11 protein-coding genes are annotated in these 18029 nt (G+C 71.5%); 3 read left to right on the top strand and 8 right to left on the bottom strand.

Annotation, left to right across the window (positions count from 1 at the left end; genetic code table 11):
• Window positions 1-28 precede the first annotated feature (28 nt).
• From PBV52_RS29610 to PBV52_RS29590, 5 genes are all read right to left on the bottom strand, one after another.
• Window positions 29-1726, bottom strand: a complete 1698-nt coding sequence (locus PBV52_RS29610; RefSeq protein WP_274242491.1) for a serine/threonine-protein kinase — start codon at window positions 1724-1726, stop codon at window positions 29-31.
• A gap of 92 nt (window positions 1727-1818) precedes the next feature.
• Entirely contained in the window at window positions 1819-3039 is a 1221-nt protein-coding gene (locus tag PBV52_RS29605) for a serine/threonine-protein kinase (RefSeq protein WP_274242490.1), read from the bottom strand.
• A gap of 94 nt (window positions 3040-3133) precedes the next feature.
• Window positions 3134-4870: a serine/threonine-protein kinase gene (locus tag PBV52_RS29600; protein WP_274242488.1), complete on the bottom strand. Its 1737-nt coding sequence runs from the start codon at window positions 4868-4870 to the stop codon at window positions 3134-3136.
• A gap of 152 nt (window positions 4871-5022) precedes the next feature.
• Window positions 5023-7677 (bottom strand): protein kinase, encoded by a 2655-nt coding sequence (locus PBV52_RS29595; protein ID WP_274242487.1) that lies wholly within the window; start codon window positions 7675-7677, stop codon window positions 5023-5025.
• A 185-nt stretch (window positions 7678-7862) separates the two neighbouring features.
• Window positions 7863-10025 carry a protein kinase gene (locus tag PBV52_RS29590; protein WP_274242486.1) on the bottom strand — a complete coding sequence of 721 codons (2163 nt, stop codon included), beginning with the start codon at window positions 10023-10025 and terminating at the stop codon, window positions 7863-7865.
• Between the two features lie 209 nt (window positions 10026-10234).
• Between PBV52_RS29590 and PBV52_RS29585 the strand changes: the two genes are divergently transcribed.
• Entirely contained in the window at window positions 10235-11299 is a 1065-nt protein-coding gene (locus tag PBV52_RS29585) for a serine hydrolase (protein ID WP_274249664.1), read from the top strand.
• 82 nt (window positions 11300-11381) lie between these two features.
• On the opposite strand, the gene PBV52_RS29580 is transcribed toward PBV52_RS29585, so the two are convergent.
• Window positions 11382-13088, bottom strand: a complete 1707-nt coding sequence (locus PBV52_RS29580) for a glycerol-3-phosphate dehydrogenase/oxidase (RefSeq protein ID WP_274242485.1) — start codon at window positions 13086-13088, stop codon at window positions 11382-11384.
• Between the two features lie 262 nt (window positions 13089-13350).
• On the opposite strand from PBV52_RS29580, the gene PBV52_RS29575 reads away from it, so the two are divergent.
• Both PBV52_RS29575 and PBV52_RS29570 read left to right on the top strand, forming a co-directional pair.
• Window positions 13351-14556, top strand: coding sequence for a nucleotide sugar dehydrogenase (locus PBV52_RS29575; protein WP_274242482.1), 1206 nt, complete (start codon window positions 13351-13353; stop codon window positions 14554-14556).
• Window positions 14557-14708: 152 nt separating this feature from the next.
• Complete coding sequence (locus tag PBV52_RS29570) at window positions 14709-15194, top strand: hypothetical protein (protein WP_274242481.1); 486 nt, start codon at window positions 14709-14711, stop codon at window positions 15192-15194.
• A 78-nt stretch (window positions 15195-15272) separates the two neighbouring features.
• On the opposite strand, the gene PBV52_RS29565 is transcribed toward PBV52_RS29570, so the two are convergent.
• Together PBV52_RS29565 and guaB are read right to left on the bottom strand one after the other, a co-directional pair.
• On the bottom strand, window positions 15273-16397 hold the full coding sequence (locus PBV52_RS29565) for a GuaB3 family IMP dehydrogenase-related protein (RefSeq protein WP_274242480.1): 1125 nt from the start codon (window positions 16395-16397) through the stop codon (window positions 15273-15275).
• A 117-nt stretch (window positions 16398-16514) separates the two neighbouring features.
• A complete protein-coding gene (gene guaB, locus PBV52_RS29560) occupies window positions 16515-18017 on the bottom strand; it encodes an IMP dehydrogenase (protein ID WP_274242479.1) in 1503 nt (500 codons plus the stop codon).
• Between the last annotated feature and the right edge of the window lie 12 nt (window positions 18018-18029).

Raw genomic sequence — 18029 nt, 5'->3', positions numbered from 1 at the left:
TACCTTGCGAGGCCGACCCTTGGCCAGTTCAGAGCTTGTCGATCTCCACGTTGTCGATGGCCGTCTGCGCCACTTCACGTCCCCGGCCCGTGAAGTCGCCCTTGCCCGGGTAGCCGATGGTGAGCTTGTACATGTCGCCGGCGGAGGTCTTGTAGTAGAAGATCCGCAGCTCGCGGGGGCGGGGGTTCTGGGTGTCGGTGGTGGTGTAGATGACGGTGTTCTCGGCGGACTTACGGCCCTGGTACGTGGTCTCGTCGGGCGCCGTCTTCGGGTTCGCCGGCATGCTGACGTCGTAGTCGCCGGTCTGCTTGAAGTCGCCGTCGTCGTCGTACATCTCGGCGGCCGCGGAACCGGCGATGTCGCTGCCCGTGTCCTCGGCCTTCTTATCGAGCTTCAGGCCGATCACGATGGCGCCGCTCTCGTCGGTGTACGTCACCCAGTGGCCGTCGTCCGCGTCCTCGGGCACGCCCCGCTTGTAGCCGTCGGGCACCGCCAGCGAGGCGGCGAGGGCCTTCTCCTCGCGGATCTTCCAGTGGTCCGGCAACGGCCCCGCGAACGGGTCGGCGATCACCAGATACGCCGCCACCGCGGCCGCGACGACCGCCGCACCGAGCCCGAGCAACGCCTTGCGCCCCAGCCGGACGCCCCCCTTGACGCCCTCGACGTCCCCGGGGATCCGCACGACCTGCGTGGCGGCCGGCGCCGGCGGGTTGGCGGTCTGTTCCAGCAGCGCGCGCGTCTGCGCGGCGTTCGGGCGGTGCGCCGGGTCCTTCTGGAGCAGGCCGTTGATGGCCTCGGCGAGCGGGCCCTGGGCCGAGGCGGGCGGCGCGGGCGTGGCGTTGAGGACCGACTGGAGGGTCGCCGGGGTGTTGCTGCGGCGGAACGGCGAGACACCCTCCGACGCCGCGTACAGGACGACACCCAGGGACCACAGGTCGCTCGCCGGTCCCGGCCGCTGACCCAGCACCCGCTCGGGCGCGATGTACTCGGGCGAGCCGACGAAGCCGCCGGTGTCGGTGAGGTTGGTCTCGCCCTCGATCTGGGCGATGCCGAAGTCGGTGAGGACGACGCGGTCATGGCGGCCGAGAAGGACGTTGTCCGGCTTGACGTCGCGGTGCAGGATGCCCGCCGCGTGCGCGGCCTCCAGCGCGCCGAGCACTTCGAGGCCGATTCTCGCCGCATCCCGGGCGCCGAGTGTGCCCTCCTGCAGCGCGTCGCCCAGCGAACGGCCCTGCACCAGCTCCATCACGATCCAGGGCTGGCCGTCCACGACGGCGACGTCATGCACGTTCACGACCGCCGGATGATCGAGCCGGGCTGCGGCGCGTGCCTCGCGGCGCATCCGTTCGAAGGCGTTCGCGCGTTCGCGCTCGGGAAGGTGATCCGGTATGCGGGGCTCCTTGACGGCGACCTCGCGGTCCACCGTCTCGTCCTTGGCCCGCCAGACCGTGCCCATGCCTCCGTGCCCGAGCTTGGCGAGCAGCCGGTATCGGCCCGCGATCAGCCGGCCGGTGCCGGGGTCCGGGGCGGTGGTCCGGTCGCCGGGCGCGGCAGGCCGACCGGGCACGGACTTTTGCGGTACCGACTGTTGCGGTACGGCCCGAGTGGGCGCCGCGTACGGGTTGTCGGGGTGGGGAACAGGTCCGGGCGGGTTCGGCTGCGGCGGTTGCAGTTCGAAACTCGTCGGCTCGTCGGACCGGTAAGGGACTCCCCCGTTGTTGCTCATGGTTCCATCAATATCGCGGCAAGCGCTTCGGCATCCAGCGGGAATGCTTTCCAGTCACAGAGCCGTGACTCAGGTCGCCACTTATCTCCCCTTTATTCGGAGTTGGTGGGCGAAAGAGTCGGAGTGCCCGGTGAGGGAGACGTATTCGACGAGGAAGACGTACTGGGCCGCGGGGAAGACGTACTGGGCGCGAGAGACGTACTCGGCGAGGGAGACGTACTCGGCGAGGGAGACACATTGACCCCACCGGACGAACCTGCTGTACCGGACGAACCTGCCGTACCGGACGGCCTCACCGAGTCCTCGGGCACCGAACTGGTCGGCACCACACCCCCTTCCCCGCCCCCGTTCGCCAGCAGCGCCGCCGCCGACACCCCCGCCACCGCCATCGCGGCGACCAGCATCGCGGTGGCCAGCATGCTGCGCGTGGAGTACCGGCGCTCCGCGCTGCCGAACCGTTTCGGCACAGGCAGCGGCGCGAGCCCCGTCTCCAGAAACTCCCGCAGCATCCGCTCCGCCCCCGCCGCGTCCAGCCGCAGCGCCGGATCCCGCTCCAGCAGCCCCTGTACGACGGGCAGGATCGGCCCCGCCTGCGCGGGCGGACGTATCTCGTCGGACACCACGGCGAGCACGATGCCGCTCAACGAGTCGCGCCGGAACGGTGATTCGCCGCTCAGCGCCGCACACAGCAGCGCACCCACCGACCACAGGTCGGCCGCGGGACCGGTCCTGGCCCCGGACATCCGCTCGGGCGCGGTGTACTCCGGCGAGCCGACGAAGGACCCGGACTCGGTGAGCGTGGAAGTGCCCGGCACCTGGGCGATGCCGAAGTCGGTGAGCACGACCCGATCGGTGCCGTCCTCGATGAGCACGTTGGCCGGCGTGATGTCACGGTGCAGGACCCCGGCGGCATGGGCCGTGCTCAGCGCGCTCAGTAGGTCGACGCCGATCCGGGCGGCCTCGTACGCGTCGACGGGTCCGTGCGCGGCGATGCGGTCGGCGAGGGAGTCGCCGTCGATCAACTCCATGACGATGTACGGGCGTTCGTCGTCCTCCAGGATGTCATGCACGACGATGACGTGCGGGTGGCTCAACTGCGCCACCGCCTGGGCCTCGCGCAGTGTGCGCTCGCGCTGCCGCCGGGCCTCGGCCGCGGAGAGCGTCTCGTCGAGGGGGAGCTCCTTGACGGCCACCTGACGTCCGAGCAGTTGGTCGGTCGCCCGCCATACGACGCCCATGCCGCCGCGACCGAGCTTCGCCTCGATGCGGTAACGCCCCGCGATCACACGGAAGTTGGAGCCCTCGGTCCCCATGCGCCCCATCATGCCGCACCGGACGGATCGACTCCGGGGCGCCGATCAGCCAACTATGCAAAGCCGCAAAGCCTCCGCAACACGGCAAAGAGCCTCAGGAGCCGCCCGGCTGCCAGCCCTTCAGCACCGCCGTGAACTGCTTGCGCGTGGCCGCCCAGTCCGTCTCCGGCGAGGACATGTAGATCGCGTACTCCGTGCCGTCCCGGTCGATGTACGCCTGGTCGATGGCGCGGCGCGGCCCGGGGAAGGCTGTGTCCTTGGCCTGCGCGGTCCAGGTGTACTCCCACAGGGAGCCCTCGCGGTCGCGGTAGAGGTTCTTCTTCAGGTACACCGTCTCGTACGCGACCAGCCGCCGCCTCACCTGCTGCTCCAGGTCGCTCTGGTGGTCGTAGGCATTCGCGAAGTCCGGCGAGGTGTCGACGGCGATACGGACGAAGTGCTCGCCGCCGTCGGGCGTGTAGTCGATCTGCTGCAGGCCGTCGACCTCCTTGCCGACCACCTTCCGGTCCCAGCCCTTGGGCAGGTACAGGCTGAACCCCAGGGGGTCGACGACCCGCTCCCAGGAGGCGGGCACGCCACCCTCGGGCCTCTGGTCGTCCGTCGCCGAGGCGCTCGGCGAGGGCCTGGTCGAGCCGGACGTGCCGTCATCGCTCTGCGGCCCCCACCGCTGCAGCACCACCGCGGTGCCCCCGCCGATGATCGCGGCGAGCACGACGACGAGGGCGAGCGAACGCAGCCGACGGCGCCGCCGGGGCGGCCCGGCGGGCGCGGCGCCGGTGCCCGCGATGTCGTACAGCGAGCCGCTCGCCGCCGGACCGCTCATCGGCGGGTACGGCGTTCCGGTCGGGGTCTGGCCGGTCATCGGCGGATACGGCGTGCCCGTCGGAGTCCGGCCGGTCATCGGGGGATACGGCGTGCCGGTCCCCGCCGCCGCCCCGCCGTGTGCGCCCCCCGTGCGCCCTTCCGGCTCGTACTGGGTGTACTGCGTCGGGACGTATGCCTGCGCCGTGCTGGGCCGCCGCCCCTCCGCCGCCTCGGCCAGCATCTGCTCGGCCTCGGCCGCGTCGGGCCGGGTGGCCGGATCCTTGCGCAGCAGCGCGGAGATCACGGGCCCGAGCGGGCCGGCGTGCTGCGGCTGGGCGGGCTCCTCGTCGACGACCGCCTGCATGGTGCCCAGCGGCGAGGTACGGCGGAACGGTGAGCGTCCCTCCACTGCCGTGTACAGCGTCGCGCCGAGGGCCCACAAGTCGGAGGAGGCGCCCGGGTCGTGGCCGCGGATGCGCTCGGGGGCGAGGTAGTCGACCGAGCCGACGACCTCTCCGGTGCGGGTGATGGTGGTGTCGCCCTCGATCTGGGCGATGCCGAAGTCGGTCAGCAGGACGCGGCCGTCCTCGGAGATCAGGACGTTGCCGGGCTTGACGTCGCGGTGCAGGACTCCGGCGGTGTGCGCGGCGCGCAGCGCCCGCAGGACCCACAGGCCGATACGGGCGGCCTCGGTCGGCTCGACGCGTCCGCTCTCCTTGACCGCGTCGGCCAGCGAGTACCCCTCGACCAGCTCCATCACGATCCACGGCCGGCCGTCGTGCTCCAGCACGTCGTGCACGGTGACGACGGCGGAGTGGTTGATGCGGGCGGCGGCACGGGCCTCGGCGCGCGTGCGTACGAGCAGCCGCTCCAGGTCGCTCTCGGAGACGTAGAGCGCTGCGGTCAGCTCCTTGATCGCGACGGCCCGGTGCAGCACCTCGTCATGGGCACGCCAGACACGGCCCATACCGCCGCTGCCGATCGCGTCGGCGAGCCGGTAGCGCCCGGAAACGAGCTGGCCCTGCATCTGATTCACGTTGCCCCGCAATGCTCTTGACAGGGTCAGATTAGGGACCGGCGGAGGGGACGGGAACCGCGGGGGTGCCAAGGAGACCGCACTGTGATGGTTGTCGCTTTCGGGAACGGGACGCAACCATCACGCAGGGTCGACAGGCGCGTTCATCCCGTGACCTGGTACGTCGCCGACGCCTGCTCGAACAGCCGCGTCACCTCGTCCCGCTCCGCCTCCGGCCCGCGCAACTGCACCACGTGGTACCGCCCGCCGATCAGGATCGCGACGTTCCGCACGAACAGCTCGCGCCCCTGGTCGTCGGTCCAGGTGAACTGCCCCTCGGCCATGGTCCGCTCGCCGACCTGAATCGTCTTCAGCCCGCCGGACGAGGCCCAGCTGGAGTCCCGGTACGGCTGCAACTCACGCTCGTGCTCCCGCTGGTAGACCATCGGGTCGTTGCCGTACTCGTCCGCGGTGTCCCGGCCCGGCACGACGATGAGGTCGAAGTCGCCGTGCGCGTACACGACCTGCCCGCGTCCGTTCTCCGGTGTGCGGTTCCAGCCGTTGGCCACGGCGATCTGGAAACCGGCCGCGTCCTCGCGCAGGGTGAAACCGTCGGGGACCTCGGGGCCGGTGGTCTGCGTCTCGGTGGAACCGGCCGACTTCGAGGGGCTGTTGCCGGACTCGGGGGAGGTCTGGTCGGGCCGCGGCTCACTGCTCGCGTCGGCGGACTGCTCGGGCCCCGCCTGAGTGGCCCCGCCCGCGGCTCCGGTGCGATCGGCGTCGGCGGTACTGCCGTTGCTGCTGTCGGCCTTCGGCATGAACAGCATGGCGTACGCGATCGCCGCGGCCATGCCGAGCATGACGAGCAGCAGCAACGTACGCCCGAGTCTGCGTGGCGAGGCGCTCTCCTGCTTGGCCCGCTTGTGCCGCCCGTGATGCGCGGGCAGCCCGGCCCGCCGCCGACGCACCAGCTCGCCCCGCCGCCGTACGATCGGCAGCCGGTTCGGGTCGGCCGGCGGAGCGGCGACGACATGCGCGCCGGCCTCCGGCTCGGGCGCCGACCGCACCAGCGAGCGCAGCCAGCCCCTCAGCTCCTCGAAGTCCAGGCGCTCGGTGGGGTCCTGCCGCAGCAGCGACTCCACGACCGGCCTGAGCGGCCCGCACTCCTCGGCGTAGGCGGGCGGCTCCGCGCAGACCAGCTGCACCAGCTCGGCCGTCGACTCCTCCGGATACGGCGCATGCCCCTGCACGGCCCGGAAGAGCAGCGCCCCCAGCGCCCACAGGTCGGTCGCGGGGCCGATCGGCGCGGCGAGCTGCCAGTTCTCATGCACGGGCCCGGCCTGCTCCGGCGCCCACCGCTCGGTCACGGGCCCGACCACGGCCATCCGAGCCTGCCGTGCCCGCTCCGCGGCGAGCGCGCTGGCGGGGCCTCGGGTGGGGCCTCGGTGACCGGGGGTGCCTGCTACGAGGTCGTCCCAGCGGGTCGCGGCGGGGACGGCCGGGGGTGGGGTGGGGGTGCCTGTGGCGGAGGTGGTGCCGGGCGCGGGGCGGCCCTGAGTGGGGAGGAAACCGCCCTGGCCCGCCGGAGGCAGTGCCGTGCGCTCGGGGCCTTCTTCCGTCGGTGCGCCGCCGACCCCGACGCGCGGCGCGGCGCCGTGCCAGGGTGAGGCCTGCACGCCGTACGGGTCGGCGATCTGCCCCGAGGACGTGGTGACGCCGTTGCCGGAGGGGTACGGCTGCTGCGCCGCGCCGTTGGTCCGGGACGCGGGGTCGCCCTCGGGCGCCGGGCGGGCGCCGGGCAACGCGACGCGCCCGTTCTCCTGGCCCTCCTGCACCCGGGCCGCGGCACGGGCGCCCGCCCGATACGCGGCGATCGCCCCGGCCCGCGCGGCCCTGATGTCCCCGCCGGTCTCCAAGGCACCGCGCGGCGCCGCCGAGTCCGCTGTCCCGTTGTCGGCGTCGGCCACGGGCACCGGCAGCCCCCCGGCCGCACGCGCCTCGATGGCGGCACGCCGAGCGGCCTCGGGATCCGTACCACCGACGCCGGGCCCCTCGCCCGCGGCCGCACCCGTGGGTCGACCGGGAGCCCCGAGACCACCCGCGCCGCCGAAGCCGCCTCCCGGAGCCGGCCCGCCACCCTGGGTCGGCCCGCCACCGAACGCGGCGGTCCCGCCGCCCCCGTCACCGTCCTCGGCCGGCACCGGGTCATACCCGCACAGCGCCTCCTCCGCGGCCCCGACCGCGAGCCCGGTCAGCATCACCCGGCCGTCGTCGCAGACGAGCACCGTACGGGCGGTGATGTTCCGGTGGACCCAGCCATGCGCGTGCAGCACCCGCAGCGCCATGAGGACGTCGGAGGCGACCTCGGCCGCCCGATACGGCGTCAACGGCTGCTCGGCGAGCAATGCGGCCAGCGAACGCGCGGCCACGAACTCACTCACTATCCACAGCGAACCGCCCTCGGCGAACACGTCGAAGACCTGGTCCAGCCGGGGATGGTCGGGGATCCTCGCCGCGGCCTGCGCCGCCTCGACCGCCCGCCGTACGGCGGGATCGCTGGGCCGACGTGTACTCGACCGCGTCGAGGACCGGCGCCCCGCCCCACGCTCCCGCGCGTCCCGGGCGGTGAACCCGTCGGGCAGTCCCTCGGCGTCGAGCACCTCGGCCTCGACGACCTCCGGCAACGGCACCTGCCGGACGAGGACTTCCTGCCCGCTGTAGGTGTCGAAGGCCCGGGTCTCGGTGAGTTCGTACTCGTCGGAGGGCGGCAGCGGCAGGCGGTAGCGGTCGGCCAGTACCCGACCCGCGTAGTCGTCCACGTTGCCTCCCCCGGCCGCCCGGTTGGTCAATTCCGTTCGCCTTGCGTCCCGTTCCGGACGCACGACCAAATGCGTTCGGTCCGCAAGCACTCACGATACGTGCCGGAGGCAACTCACAAAGAGGGGTTGCCGGATCTCACGCCTCAATCCCGGCCGTCACGAACCCAAACCGAATTCCGCTCACTTCACGACTTCGGCTTGAACGAATCCGTCAGCGTCTTCCATGTGTCCTTGCGCAGCTCACTGTCCCAATTCGAAGCTTTCGCGGTGTACATCAGAGCATGTCCGAGTTGGTCGTTCACGACGAACCCCCGGTCGATCGCCCGGTACTTCGTACCGCCCTCGACATAGGTGAACTCCCAGTCGGCCGTGTTCCAACTTCGGTAGTCCACCTCCTCTATGCGGATCCTCTTGTACTGCGAGCGCACCATGCCCCGCTCCTGGTTCTTCCAGTCCGCCACCGGGTCGTCCTTCGGCGTGGACGTCCAGGCGACGAGCAGCTTCTGCCCGTCGGGCCCGGTGAACCGGTCCCCCGCCGACCCCGCGGACTGGAACTTCCACCCCTTGGGCAGCCCGATCGAGTACCCCTGACTCCCCTTGTGGGTCGACGCGGCACCGCTACCGCTCCCGGACCCCGCCTCGGCACCGCTCCCGCCGGTCGCGCTCGCCCCGGCACTCGGCGTACTTTCGGTCTCCTTGCCGGATCCCGACCCCGCACCGGTGTCCGTGGACGCGGTCGCCTCACCGTCCGTGTGCGTGCCGCCCTTCTCGTCCTGCTTGGTGCCCGCGCCCGCGCTCGCCGAAGCTTTGGGCTTGTCCCCGCTCGCGGACGCCTTGGACCCGTCGCCGTCCCCGTCGAACACGAAGGCCAGCACCACTCCGATCACGGCCAGCGCCACGACCACCGCGATGATCACCAGTGTCCGCTTCGGCACCACATCGGTCAGCGGCGCTCTCGGCACCGGCCGCGGCGGCAGATCCGGCGGCGGCACCACGGGCCACCCCGAACTCCGCGCGCCACTCTGCCCGTTCGCCGTCCGAGCATCCCGCTCTGCGGCACCGGAACCGGCCTTGCCACCGGCACCGGCACCGGCGCTGCTGTCGGCCCCGGCAGAGGAGCCGGCAGCCGCTCCGTCCTTGGCCCCGGAAGTCCGGCCCGAACTCCCTGCCGCCGCCGACGACGCCCCGGCCCCGCCCACTCCCGTGGACGAACCCCCGGCCGCGCCGCCGCCGGACCCCGAGACAGCCGTCTCACTCCCGGACTTGGTACGAGCCGCAGCCGCCGCCCCTGCCGCCCCCGCACTCACCGCGGCCTTCCGCACGGAACGCAGCGCCCCGCGCAACCGCTCCCCGGCCTCCTCGGCCCGCTTGCCCCCGGACCCGGCACCGGAACGGCCCTTGTCCGCAGGCGCATCCGGCTGCGGCGCCAACGGCACGACCCTCGTCGCATCCAGCGCCGGCTCCGGCTCGTCCTTGGGCTCGGGCGCATGGATGACGGCGTTGAGCATCGCCCGCGCACCGGCGTCGTCGAGCCGCTTGGCGGGGTCCTTGGTGAGCAGGCCGTAGATGACGTCCTTCAGCGGTCCCGCGTTCTTCGGCTCCTCCAACGGCTCGGTCATCACCGCCGTCAAGGTCGCGATCGCGGAGCCCTTGTCGTACGGTGGTACGCCCTCGACCGACGCGTACAGCAGCCCGCCCAACGACCACAGATCGGCTGCGGGGCCCGGCTTGTGACCGCGGGCCCGCTCCGGGGAGATGTAGGAGGGCGCGCCGACGAGCATGCCGGTCGAGGTGATGGAGGGGTCGCCCTCGACCTGGGCGATGCCGAAGTCGGTGAGCACGACCCGGTCGGTGTCGGACTCCAGCAGGACGTTCGACGGCTTCACGTCGCGGTGCAGGATGCCCTCGCGGTGCGCGGACCGCAGCACGTCGAGGATCGCCAGGCCGACCTCGGCCGCACGCTTCGGCTCGAGCAGGCCGTCCTCGCGGATGACCTCGGCGAGCGACTTGCCCTCGACGAGCTCCATCACGATCCACGGCCGGTCGTCCTCTTCGACCACGTCGAAGACCGTCACCGCACTGTTGTTGCGGATTCGCGCGATCGCCTTGGCCTCACGCAACGTGCGCGTGATCAGGCGCCGCTTCTCCTCCTCGTCGATGTTCGACGGGAACCGCAGCTCCTTGACGGCGACCGTCCGTCCCAGGGTCTCGTCCTCGGCACGCCACACCGTGCCCATGCCGCCTCGGCCCAGCACATCGCCCAGCCGGTACCGCCCGGCGAGGAGACGCTCCCGGTTGTCCTGACGAGTGTCCTGACGAGATGTCCCCGCCCGCTCCGCCTCCGACATGCGTCCCCTCATACAACCCGCCCTGACAGAGGCTCCATTGTCTCTCACCCGACAAGTGCCCAACGCCCAGGGTGCCCGTGACACCCCCACGCCACCGCACGACCCGAACCTCCCGGCCACTACGCACCCGAGCCCAGCTGAATCGAACATTCCGCCGCCCGGCATGATGAGCCGCGACAAGGAAAGGAATCCGCATGGCGCGACCGACGATGCCGCCGTTTCGGACGCTACTGGGCATTCCTGTGTCCTTGTCCCTCCTCGTCCTGCTGTCCGTGGCGCTCCTCGGCCTGGCCCCCATCGCCTCCTCGGCGCCCCCGGTCTGGGCCACGGGCGCCCTCCTTCCGCTGCTCGTCACCCAGGGCGAGGTCCCCGCCGCGGCCCTGCTGGCCCTCGAGGAGACCGGCACCCGCTACGCCCAGGCCGGCCAGGGCATCGCCCCCACCGACCACTTCCGCGCCGGCAGCGTCACGAAGACCTTCATCGCGACGGTCGTCCTTCAACTGGCCGCCGAACGACGACTGTCCCTGTCCGACACGGTGGAGCAGCATCTGCCGGGCCTGGTACGCGGGGCGGGCAACGACGGGCGCGCGCTGACCCTTCGTTCCCTGCTGACCCACACCAGCGGCCTGCACGACTTCACCGCCGAGACCGGGGGCACCGTCCCCGTCACACCGCTTCAGGCCGTACGCATCGCACTCACCCACCCCCCTGCCGATCACGGCAGCTTCTCCTACTCGAACACCAACTACGTCCTGCTCAGCCTGGTCATCGAGCAGGTCACCGGCCGCTCCTACGCCGCCGAGGCCGAGCGCCACATCATCGCTCCGCTGGGCCTGACCGGCACCTCCTTCCCTGGGTCCCGCACCTCTCTTCCCTCCCCGCACGGCCGCGCCTACGCCACCGACGGGACCGACGTCACCGAACTCGACCCGCGGGTGGCCGGCGCCGCGGGCGAGCTGGTGACCACGCTCGCCGACCTCGACCGCTTCTACGCCGCACTGCTCGGCGGCCGACTGCTGCCCCCGCGCTGGCTGCGCGAGATGCTCGACACCCGTGCCGCACATGGCTCGTACGGCATGGGACTCATTCCCGTGAAACTGCCGTGCGGCACCGTCGTATGGGGGCACAACGGGCGCATCTCCGGCAGCTACGTGCGCTCCGCGGCCACCGTCGGCGGTCGTCGTGTCCTCACATTCCGGGTGAACACGACGGCGATCGCAGATCCCGGCCTCGAACCCCGGCTGCTCGCCGCCGAGTTCTGCCCTCGCACCTGATAGAACGGCCGAGGTTCGAGCAGAGATCCCAGCTCCGGCCACTCGTTCGAGTGACGTTCTGCGGCGCGCTACAAGCGGTGCACTACAACGGCACGATGTCCGGCGCCCCCAACCGCGCCGCGTCCGCCGTCAGATCGTCCGGCTGCCGCTGCGACTCCCGCTCGGCCTCCACCCGCTTCCGATAGTGCTCGATCTCGCGCTCGATGTGGTCCTTGCCCCAGCCCAGCACCGGCGCCATCAGTTCGGCGGCCTCGTGCGCGCATCGCGTCCCGCGGTCGAACGTCTCGATCGAGATGCGCGTCCGCCGCGTCAGCACGTCGTCCAGATGCCGCGCCCCCTCGTGCGAAGCGGCGTAGACGATCTCGGCGCGCAGATAGTCGTCGGCGGACTGCAGGGGTTCGCCCAGAGCGGGATTGTCGGCGATGAGTTCAAGCACCTCCTCCGCCAGCGATCCGTACCGGTTCAACAGGTGCTCCACCCGCACGACATGAAGCCCCGTCCGCGCCGCGATCCGCGCCCGCGCGTTCCACAACGCCCGATACCCCTCGGCGCCCACCAGCGGAATGTCCTCCGTCACGCACTCGGCGACCCGCATGTCGAGACCGTGCACGGCGGCGTCCACCGCGTCCTTGGCCATCACCCGGTACGTCGTGTACTTACCCCCGGCCACGACGACGAGCCCGGGCACGGGGTGCGCCACGGTGTGCTCGCGCGACAGCTTGCTGGTGGCGTCCGACTCGCCGGCGAGCAGGGGCCGCAGTCCCGCGTACACGCCCTCCACGTCGTCGCGCGTCAGGGGCACCGCGAGCACGGAGTTCACGTGTTCCAGCAGGTAGTCGATGTCCGCGCTGGACGCGGCCGGGTGGGCCTTGTCGAGGTCCCAGTCGGTGTCGGTCGTGCCGACGATCCAGTGCCGGCCCCAGGGGATGACGAACAGCACGGACTTCTCGGTGCGCAGGATCAGCCCCGTCGTGGAGTGGATGCGGTCCTTGGGTACGACCAGGTGGATGCCCTTGGAAGCGCGTACGTGGAACTGACCGCGCTCCCCCACCATCGACTGGGTGTCGTCGGTCCACACACCGGTCGCGTTGACGATCTGCTGGGCACGGATCTCGTACTCCCCGCCCCCCTCGACGTCCTGCACCCGGGCCCCGACGACGCGTTCGCCCTCACGCAGGAACCCGGTCACGCGCGCGCGGTTGGCGACTTTCGCGCCGTAGGCCGCCGCCGTGCGCACGAGGGTGGCCACATAGCGGGCGTCGTCCATCTGGGCGTCGTAGTACTGCAGCGCCCCGACCAGCGCGTCCTTCTTCAGGGCGGGGGCGACGCGCAGGGCGTGACGGCGGCTCAGGTGGCGGTGCAGGGGCAGGCCGCGCCCGTGGCCGCGGGCCATCGACATGACGTCGTAGAGCGCGACGCCCGAACCGGCGTACAGGCGCTCCCAGCCCTTGTGCTGCAGGGGGTACAGGAACGGAACCGGCTTCACCAGATGCGGGGCGAGCCGCTCCAGCAGCAGGCCGCGCTCCTTCAAGGCCTCCCGGACGAGCACGAAGTCGAGCATCTCCAGATAGCGCAGGCCGCCGTGGATCAGCTTGCTGGACCTGCTCGATGTGCCCGATGCCCAGTCACGTGCCTCGACCAGGCCGGTGGACAGTCCGCGAGTGGCCGCGTCCAGGGCGGTGCCCGCGCCCACGACGCCGCCGCCCACGACCAGTAGGTCCAGCTCGCGCTCGGCCATTGATGCCAGTGACTCGGCGCGCTCCGCCGGCCCCAGTGTCGCTGTCCTCACCGCTGCCTCCCGCTCATCGGTCGCGTAGGCCGCACCCGTCGGGCGAAGCCCGGTTCGTACCCCCCATGCCCAAATTCTGACCGGGTTGCCCGACTTCAGCCACCACGCGCCCCCAGCCTGTGGACAACACTCACGGAAACGCCAACATCCAATCCCGCAAATCGGTCATATTTACTCCTAGTCTGACATTGCGCTCCCTCGTCCTGTCCACAGGGCTTGCGCACCTGCCCCACATCGGTTATCGGGAAGGACGGCCCACGCCATGCCCGCAGATCTCGCCGTCATCGGACTCGGCTTGTACGGCCTGCCCCTGGCCCAGGCCGCCGTCGCCGCCGGCATCCCCACGCTCGGTTACCGGACCGGGCCCGAAGCCGGCTCCCTGAGCCCCGCCGAGCTGCGCCGGATGCTCGCGGGGGGCTTCCGGCACGCCACCAGCCCCGCCGAGCTCGGCCGTGTGCGCACCGCCGTCATCTGCGCGCCCACCCCGCGCGAAGCGGACGGCGGGCTCGACCTGAGCCAGGTGGAGGCGGCCGCCCGCACCCTGGCCGGACGCCTGCGCCCGCACACCACCGTCATCCTGGAGTCGCCCGTCCCCCCGGGCACCACCGAGAACGTCCTGCGCCCGCTCCTCGAAGAGGGCTCGGGGCTGCGCGCCGGCCGCGACTTCCACCTGGCCTACTCCCCCAGCCGCGTCGACCCCGGCAACCGCGACTTCACTCCCGCCAACACCCCCAAGGTGATCGGCGGCCTCACCCCCGCCTGCACCGAGTCGGCCGCGGCCTTCTACGGCCGCCTCACCGACAAGGTGGTACGCGCGCGTGGACCGCGTGAGGCGGAGACCGTGCAGGTGCTGGAGACCAACTTCCGGCACGTCAACATCGCCCTCGTCAACGAAATGGCCGTCCTCTGCCACGACTTGGGCGTCGACCTGTGGGACGTCATCCGCTGCGCGGAGACCAAGCCGTTCGGCTTCCAGACCTTCCGCCCCGGCCCCGGCGTCGGCGGACACGCGGTCCCGCAGGAGCTGACCTCGCGCGGCCGCACCTTGCGGATGGTCGAACTGGCCCAGCAGGTCAACAGCCACATGCCCCGTTACGTCGTCCAGCGCTCCGCCACCCTCCTCAACGAGCACGGCAAGTCCGCGCGCGGCGCCCGCATCCTCCTCCTCGGCGTCACCTACAAGCCCGACGTCGCCGACCAGCAGTCCACGCCCGCCCAGGAAGTCGCGATCCGCCTGATGGAACTGGGCGCCTCCGTGAGCTTCCACGACCCGCACGTCGCGTCCTGGAACATCCTGGACCGCCCGGTGCCGCGCGCGGACTCCCTCTACGACGCGGCCGCCGACGCCGACCTGACGATCCTGCTCCAGCAGCACCGCACCTACGACCTCCAGGGCCTGTCGGTGAAGGCCCAACTCCTGCTGGACACGCGGGGGGCCACGCCGATGGGGGCGGCGCACCGGCTCTGACCGCCGGTGCCACCGGCCGCCCCGCGAAAACACTGGCGAACCGGGGCGGCCGGCCTGTTACTCTTCGGCGTCTCGTCGCACAGTCGTGCGCAGTCACACCGCTCATTCAAGGTCCCGTGGGGGGACCACAGTCCCGTGGGGGGATTCCTGTCATGACCCAGTCAGTTCCGCCGCAGCCCACCGACGGCAACCCGTTCGCCCAGAAGCCGGACGCCGTACCCCCGGCCCCGCCCGCGCGCAACAACATCGCCCTCGGCATCGTCGCCGCCGTCGTCGCGGCCCTGGTCACCGCCGGTATCTACGGCGGCATCGTCGGCGCCACCGAGTACGAGATCGGCTACGCCGCGGTCGGCGTCGGCTTCGTCATCGGATTCGCCGCCGGCAAGATCGGCGGCGCCAACCCGGCGCTGCCCATGGTGAGCGCGATCCTCTCCCTGGGCGCTGTCTACCTCGGCCAGCTCATCGGCATCGCGGCGCTCGGCGCCGACGAGCTCGGCGTCTCCGTGACCACGGTCTTCACCGACTACTTCGACGTGGTGACCAAGGTCTGGAGCGAGGATGCGGACGCTCTGACCTTCGTCTTCCTCGGCATCGGCGCGTTCGCCGCGTTCTCCGGCGCCAAGAAGGCCGCGGCCTGAGCCGTCCCGCACGCATGCGAAGGGGCCCGGAACACCTCTCGGTGGTCCGGGCCCCTTTCGTTCGGGCCGGGCGCGGCGTCAGCGCTGGTGCTGCGAGTCCGCCACCGTCACCTCGACGCGCTGGAACTCCTTGAGCTCGCTGTAGCCGGTGGTGGCCATGGCGCGGCGCAGGGCGCCGAAGAAGTTCATCGAGCCGTCCGGGGTGTGGGACGGGCCCGTCAGAACCTCCTCGATGGTGCCGACCGTGCCGAGGCCGACCTTCTTGCCGCGCGGCAGCTCCTCGTTGACGGCCTCCATGCCCCAGTGGTGGCCCTTGCCCGGCGCGTCGGTCGCGCGCGCGAGCGGAGAGCCCATCATGACCGCGTCGGCGCCGCAGGCGATCGCCTTGGGCAGGTCGCCGGACCAGCCGACACCGCCGTCCGCGATCACGTGCACGTACCGGCCGCCGGACTCGTCCATGTAGTCACGGCGGGCCGCCGCCACGTCCGCGACCGCCGTCGCCATCGGCACCCGGATACCCAGCACGTTGCGCGTGGTGTGCGCGGCGCCGCCGCCGAAGCCCACCAGGACGCCCGCCGCGCCGGTGCGCATCAGGTGCAGCGCCGCGGTGTAGGTGGCACAGCCGCCGACGATCACCGGGACGTCGAGCTCGTAGATGAACTGCTTCAGGTTCAGCGGCTCGTGCGCACCGGAGACGTGCTCCGCCGAGACCGTCGTACCGCGGATGACGAAGATGTCCACGCCCGCGTCGACGACCGCCTTGGAGAACTGGGCGGTGCGCTGCGGGGAGAGCGCGGCGGCGGTGACCACGCCCGAGTCGCGCACCTCCTTGATGCGCTGCCCGATCAGCTCCTCCTTGATGGGGGCGGCGTAGATCTCCTGGAGACGGCGCGTGGCGGCCTCCGTGGGCAGCCCGGCGATCTCGTCGAGCAGCGGCTGCGGGTCCTCGTACCGCGTCCACAGCCCTTCGAGGTTCAGTACGCCGAGGCCGCCGAGCTCGCCGATGCGGATCGCGGTGGCCGGGGAGACGACCGAGTCCATGGGGGCGGCCAGGAAGGGCAGCTCGAAGCGGTAGGCGTCGATCTGCCAGGCGATCGAGACCTCCTTCGGGTCCCGCGTACGGCGGCTCGGGACGACGGCGATGTCGTCGAAGGCGTACGCCCTGCGGCCGCGCTTGCCGCGCCCGATCTCGATCTCAGTCACGTCTGTGGCCTTTCCCTGATGCGTTTCAGCGTCTTCCAGTATCGCCGACGGGTATGACAAGAGCGGCCCCGGAGGTTCCGGGACCGCCCTTGAGCGAGCCTCACGCGTGCGTGGCCGTCACTTGCGGCTGTAGTTCGGCGCCTCGACGGTCATCTGGATGTCGTGCGGGTGGCTCTCCTTGAGACCGGCGGAGGTGATCCGCACGAAGCGGCCCTTGGTCTCCATCTCGCCGATGGTCGCCGCGCCCACATAGCCCATGGTCTGGCGCAGACCGCCGACGAGCTGGTGCAGCACGTTGGCCAGCGGGCCGCGGTAGGGCACCTGGCCCTCGATGCCCTCGGGCACGAGCTTGTCGTCGGAGGCGACCTCGGCCTGGAAGTAGCGGTCCTTGGAGTACGACCGGCCCTGGCCGCGGGACTGCATGGCGCCCAGCGAGCCCATGCCGCGGTACGACTTGAACTGCTTGCCGTTGATGAACAGCAGCTCGCCCGGGGACTCCTCACAGCCCGCCAGCAGCGAGCCCAGCATCACGGTGTCGGCGCCGGCGGCGAGCGCCTTGCCGATGTCGCCGGAGTACTGCAGGCCGCCGTCGCCGATCAGCGGGATGCCCGCGGGGCGGGCGGCGAGGGAGGCCTCGTAGATGGCGGTGACCTGCGGGACGCCGATGCCGGCGACCACGCGGGTAGTGCAGATGGAGCCCGGTCCGACACCGACCTTGATGCCGTCGACGCCCGCGTCGATCAGCGCCTGGGCGCCGTCCCGGGTGGCGACGTTGCCGCCGATCACGTCGACGCCGACGCTGGACTTGATCTTCGACATCCAGCTGAGGGCGTTGCTGTTGTGGCCGTGCGAGGTGTCGACGACCAGGAAGTCCACCCCGGCCTCGGCGAGCGCCTGGGCGCGCTCCAGGGCCTCGGGGCTGGCGCCGACGGCGGCACCGACGAGGAGTCGGCCCTCGGAGTCCTTGGCGGCGTTGGGGTACTTCTCCGCCTTGACGAAGTCCTTGACCGTGATGAGGCCCTTGAGGATGCCCGCCTCGTCGACCAGGGGAAGCTTCTCGATCTTGTGGCGGCGCAGCAGCTCCATCGCGTCGCCGCCGGAGATGCCGACCTGGCCGGTGACCAGCGGCATGGGCGTCATGACCTCGCGCACCTGACGGCTGCGGTCGCTCTCGAAGGCCATGTCACGGTTGGTGACGATGCCGAGGAGCTTGCCGGCCGGGTCGGTGACCGGGACGCCGCTGATGCGGAACTTGGCGCACAGGGCGTCGGCCTCGGCGAGGGTCGCCTCCGGGTGCACCGTGATCGGGTCGGTGACCATGCCGGACTCGGACCGCTTCACCAGGTCGACCTGGTTGACCTGGTCCTCGACGGAGAGGTTGCGGTGCAGCACACCGACGCCGCCGAGGCGGGCCATCGCGATGGCCATGCGGGACTCGGTCACCTTGTCCATGGCCGCCGAGAGCAGCGGGATGTTCACCCGAACGTTGCGGGAGATGCGGGACGAGGTGTCGACCGCGTTGGGGAGCACCTCGGATGCACCCGGCAGCAGCAGCACGTCGTCGTAGGTCAGCCCGAGTGTCGCGAATTTTCCGGGCACTCCGTCGACGTTGGCAGTCATGACACCTTCCCC

Source organism: Streptomyces sp. T12, assembly GCF_028736035.1.
Taxonomy (GTDB): domain Bacteria; phylum Actinomycetota; class Actinomycetes; order Streptomycetales; family Streptomycetaceae; genus Streptomyces.
The sequence above is the reverse complement of the archived record's forward strand: the minus strand, read 5'-3'. Positions and strand labels throughout refer to the sequence as shown.

Bases quoted from the DNA above. Each gene is read 5' to 3' on its own strand.
- PBV52_RS29610 (WP_274242491.1), bottom strand. From the start codon at position 1,726: ATGAGCAACAACGGGGGAGTCCCTTACCGGTCCGACGAGCCGACGAGT.
- PBV52_RS29605 (WP_274242490.1), bottom strand. From the start codon at position 3,039: ATGGGGACCGAGGGCTCCAACTTCCGTGTGATCGCGGGGCGTTACCGC.
- PBV52_RS29600 (WP_274242488.1), bottom strand. From the start codon at position 4,870: ATGCAGGGCCAGCTCGTTTCCGGGCGCTACCGGCTCGCCGACGCGATC.
- PBV52_RS29590 (WP_274242486.1), bottom strand. From the start codon at position 10,025: ATGTCGGAGGCGGAGCGGGCGGGGACATCTCGTCAGGACACTCGTCAG.
- PBV52_RS29585 (WP_274249664.1), top strand. From the start codon at position 10,235: ATGCCGCCGTTTCGGACGCTACTGGGCATTCCTGTGTCCTTGTCCCTC.
- PBV52_RS29575 (WP_274242482.1), top strand. From the start codon at position 13,351: ATGCCCGCAGATCTCGCCGTCATCGGACTCGGCTTGTACGGCCTGCCC.
- PBV52_RS29570 (WP_274242481.1), top strand. From the start codon at position 14,709: ATGACCCAGTCAGTTCCGCCGCAGCCCACCGACGGCAACCCGTTCGCC.
- guaB (WP_274242479.1), bottom strand. From the start codon at position 18,017: ATGACTGCCAACGTCGACGGAGTGCCCGGAAAATTCGCGACACTCGGG.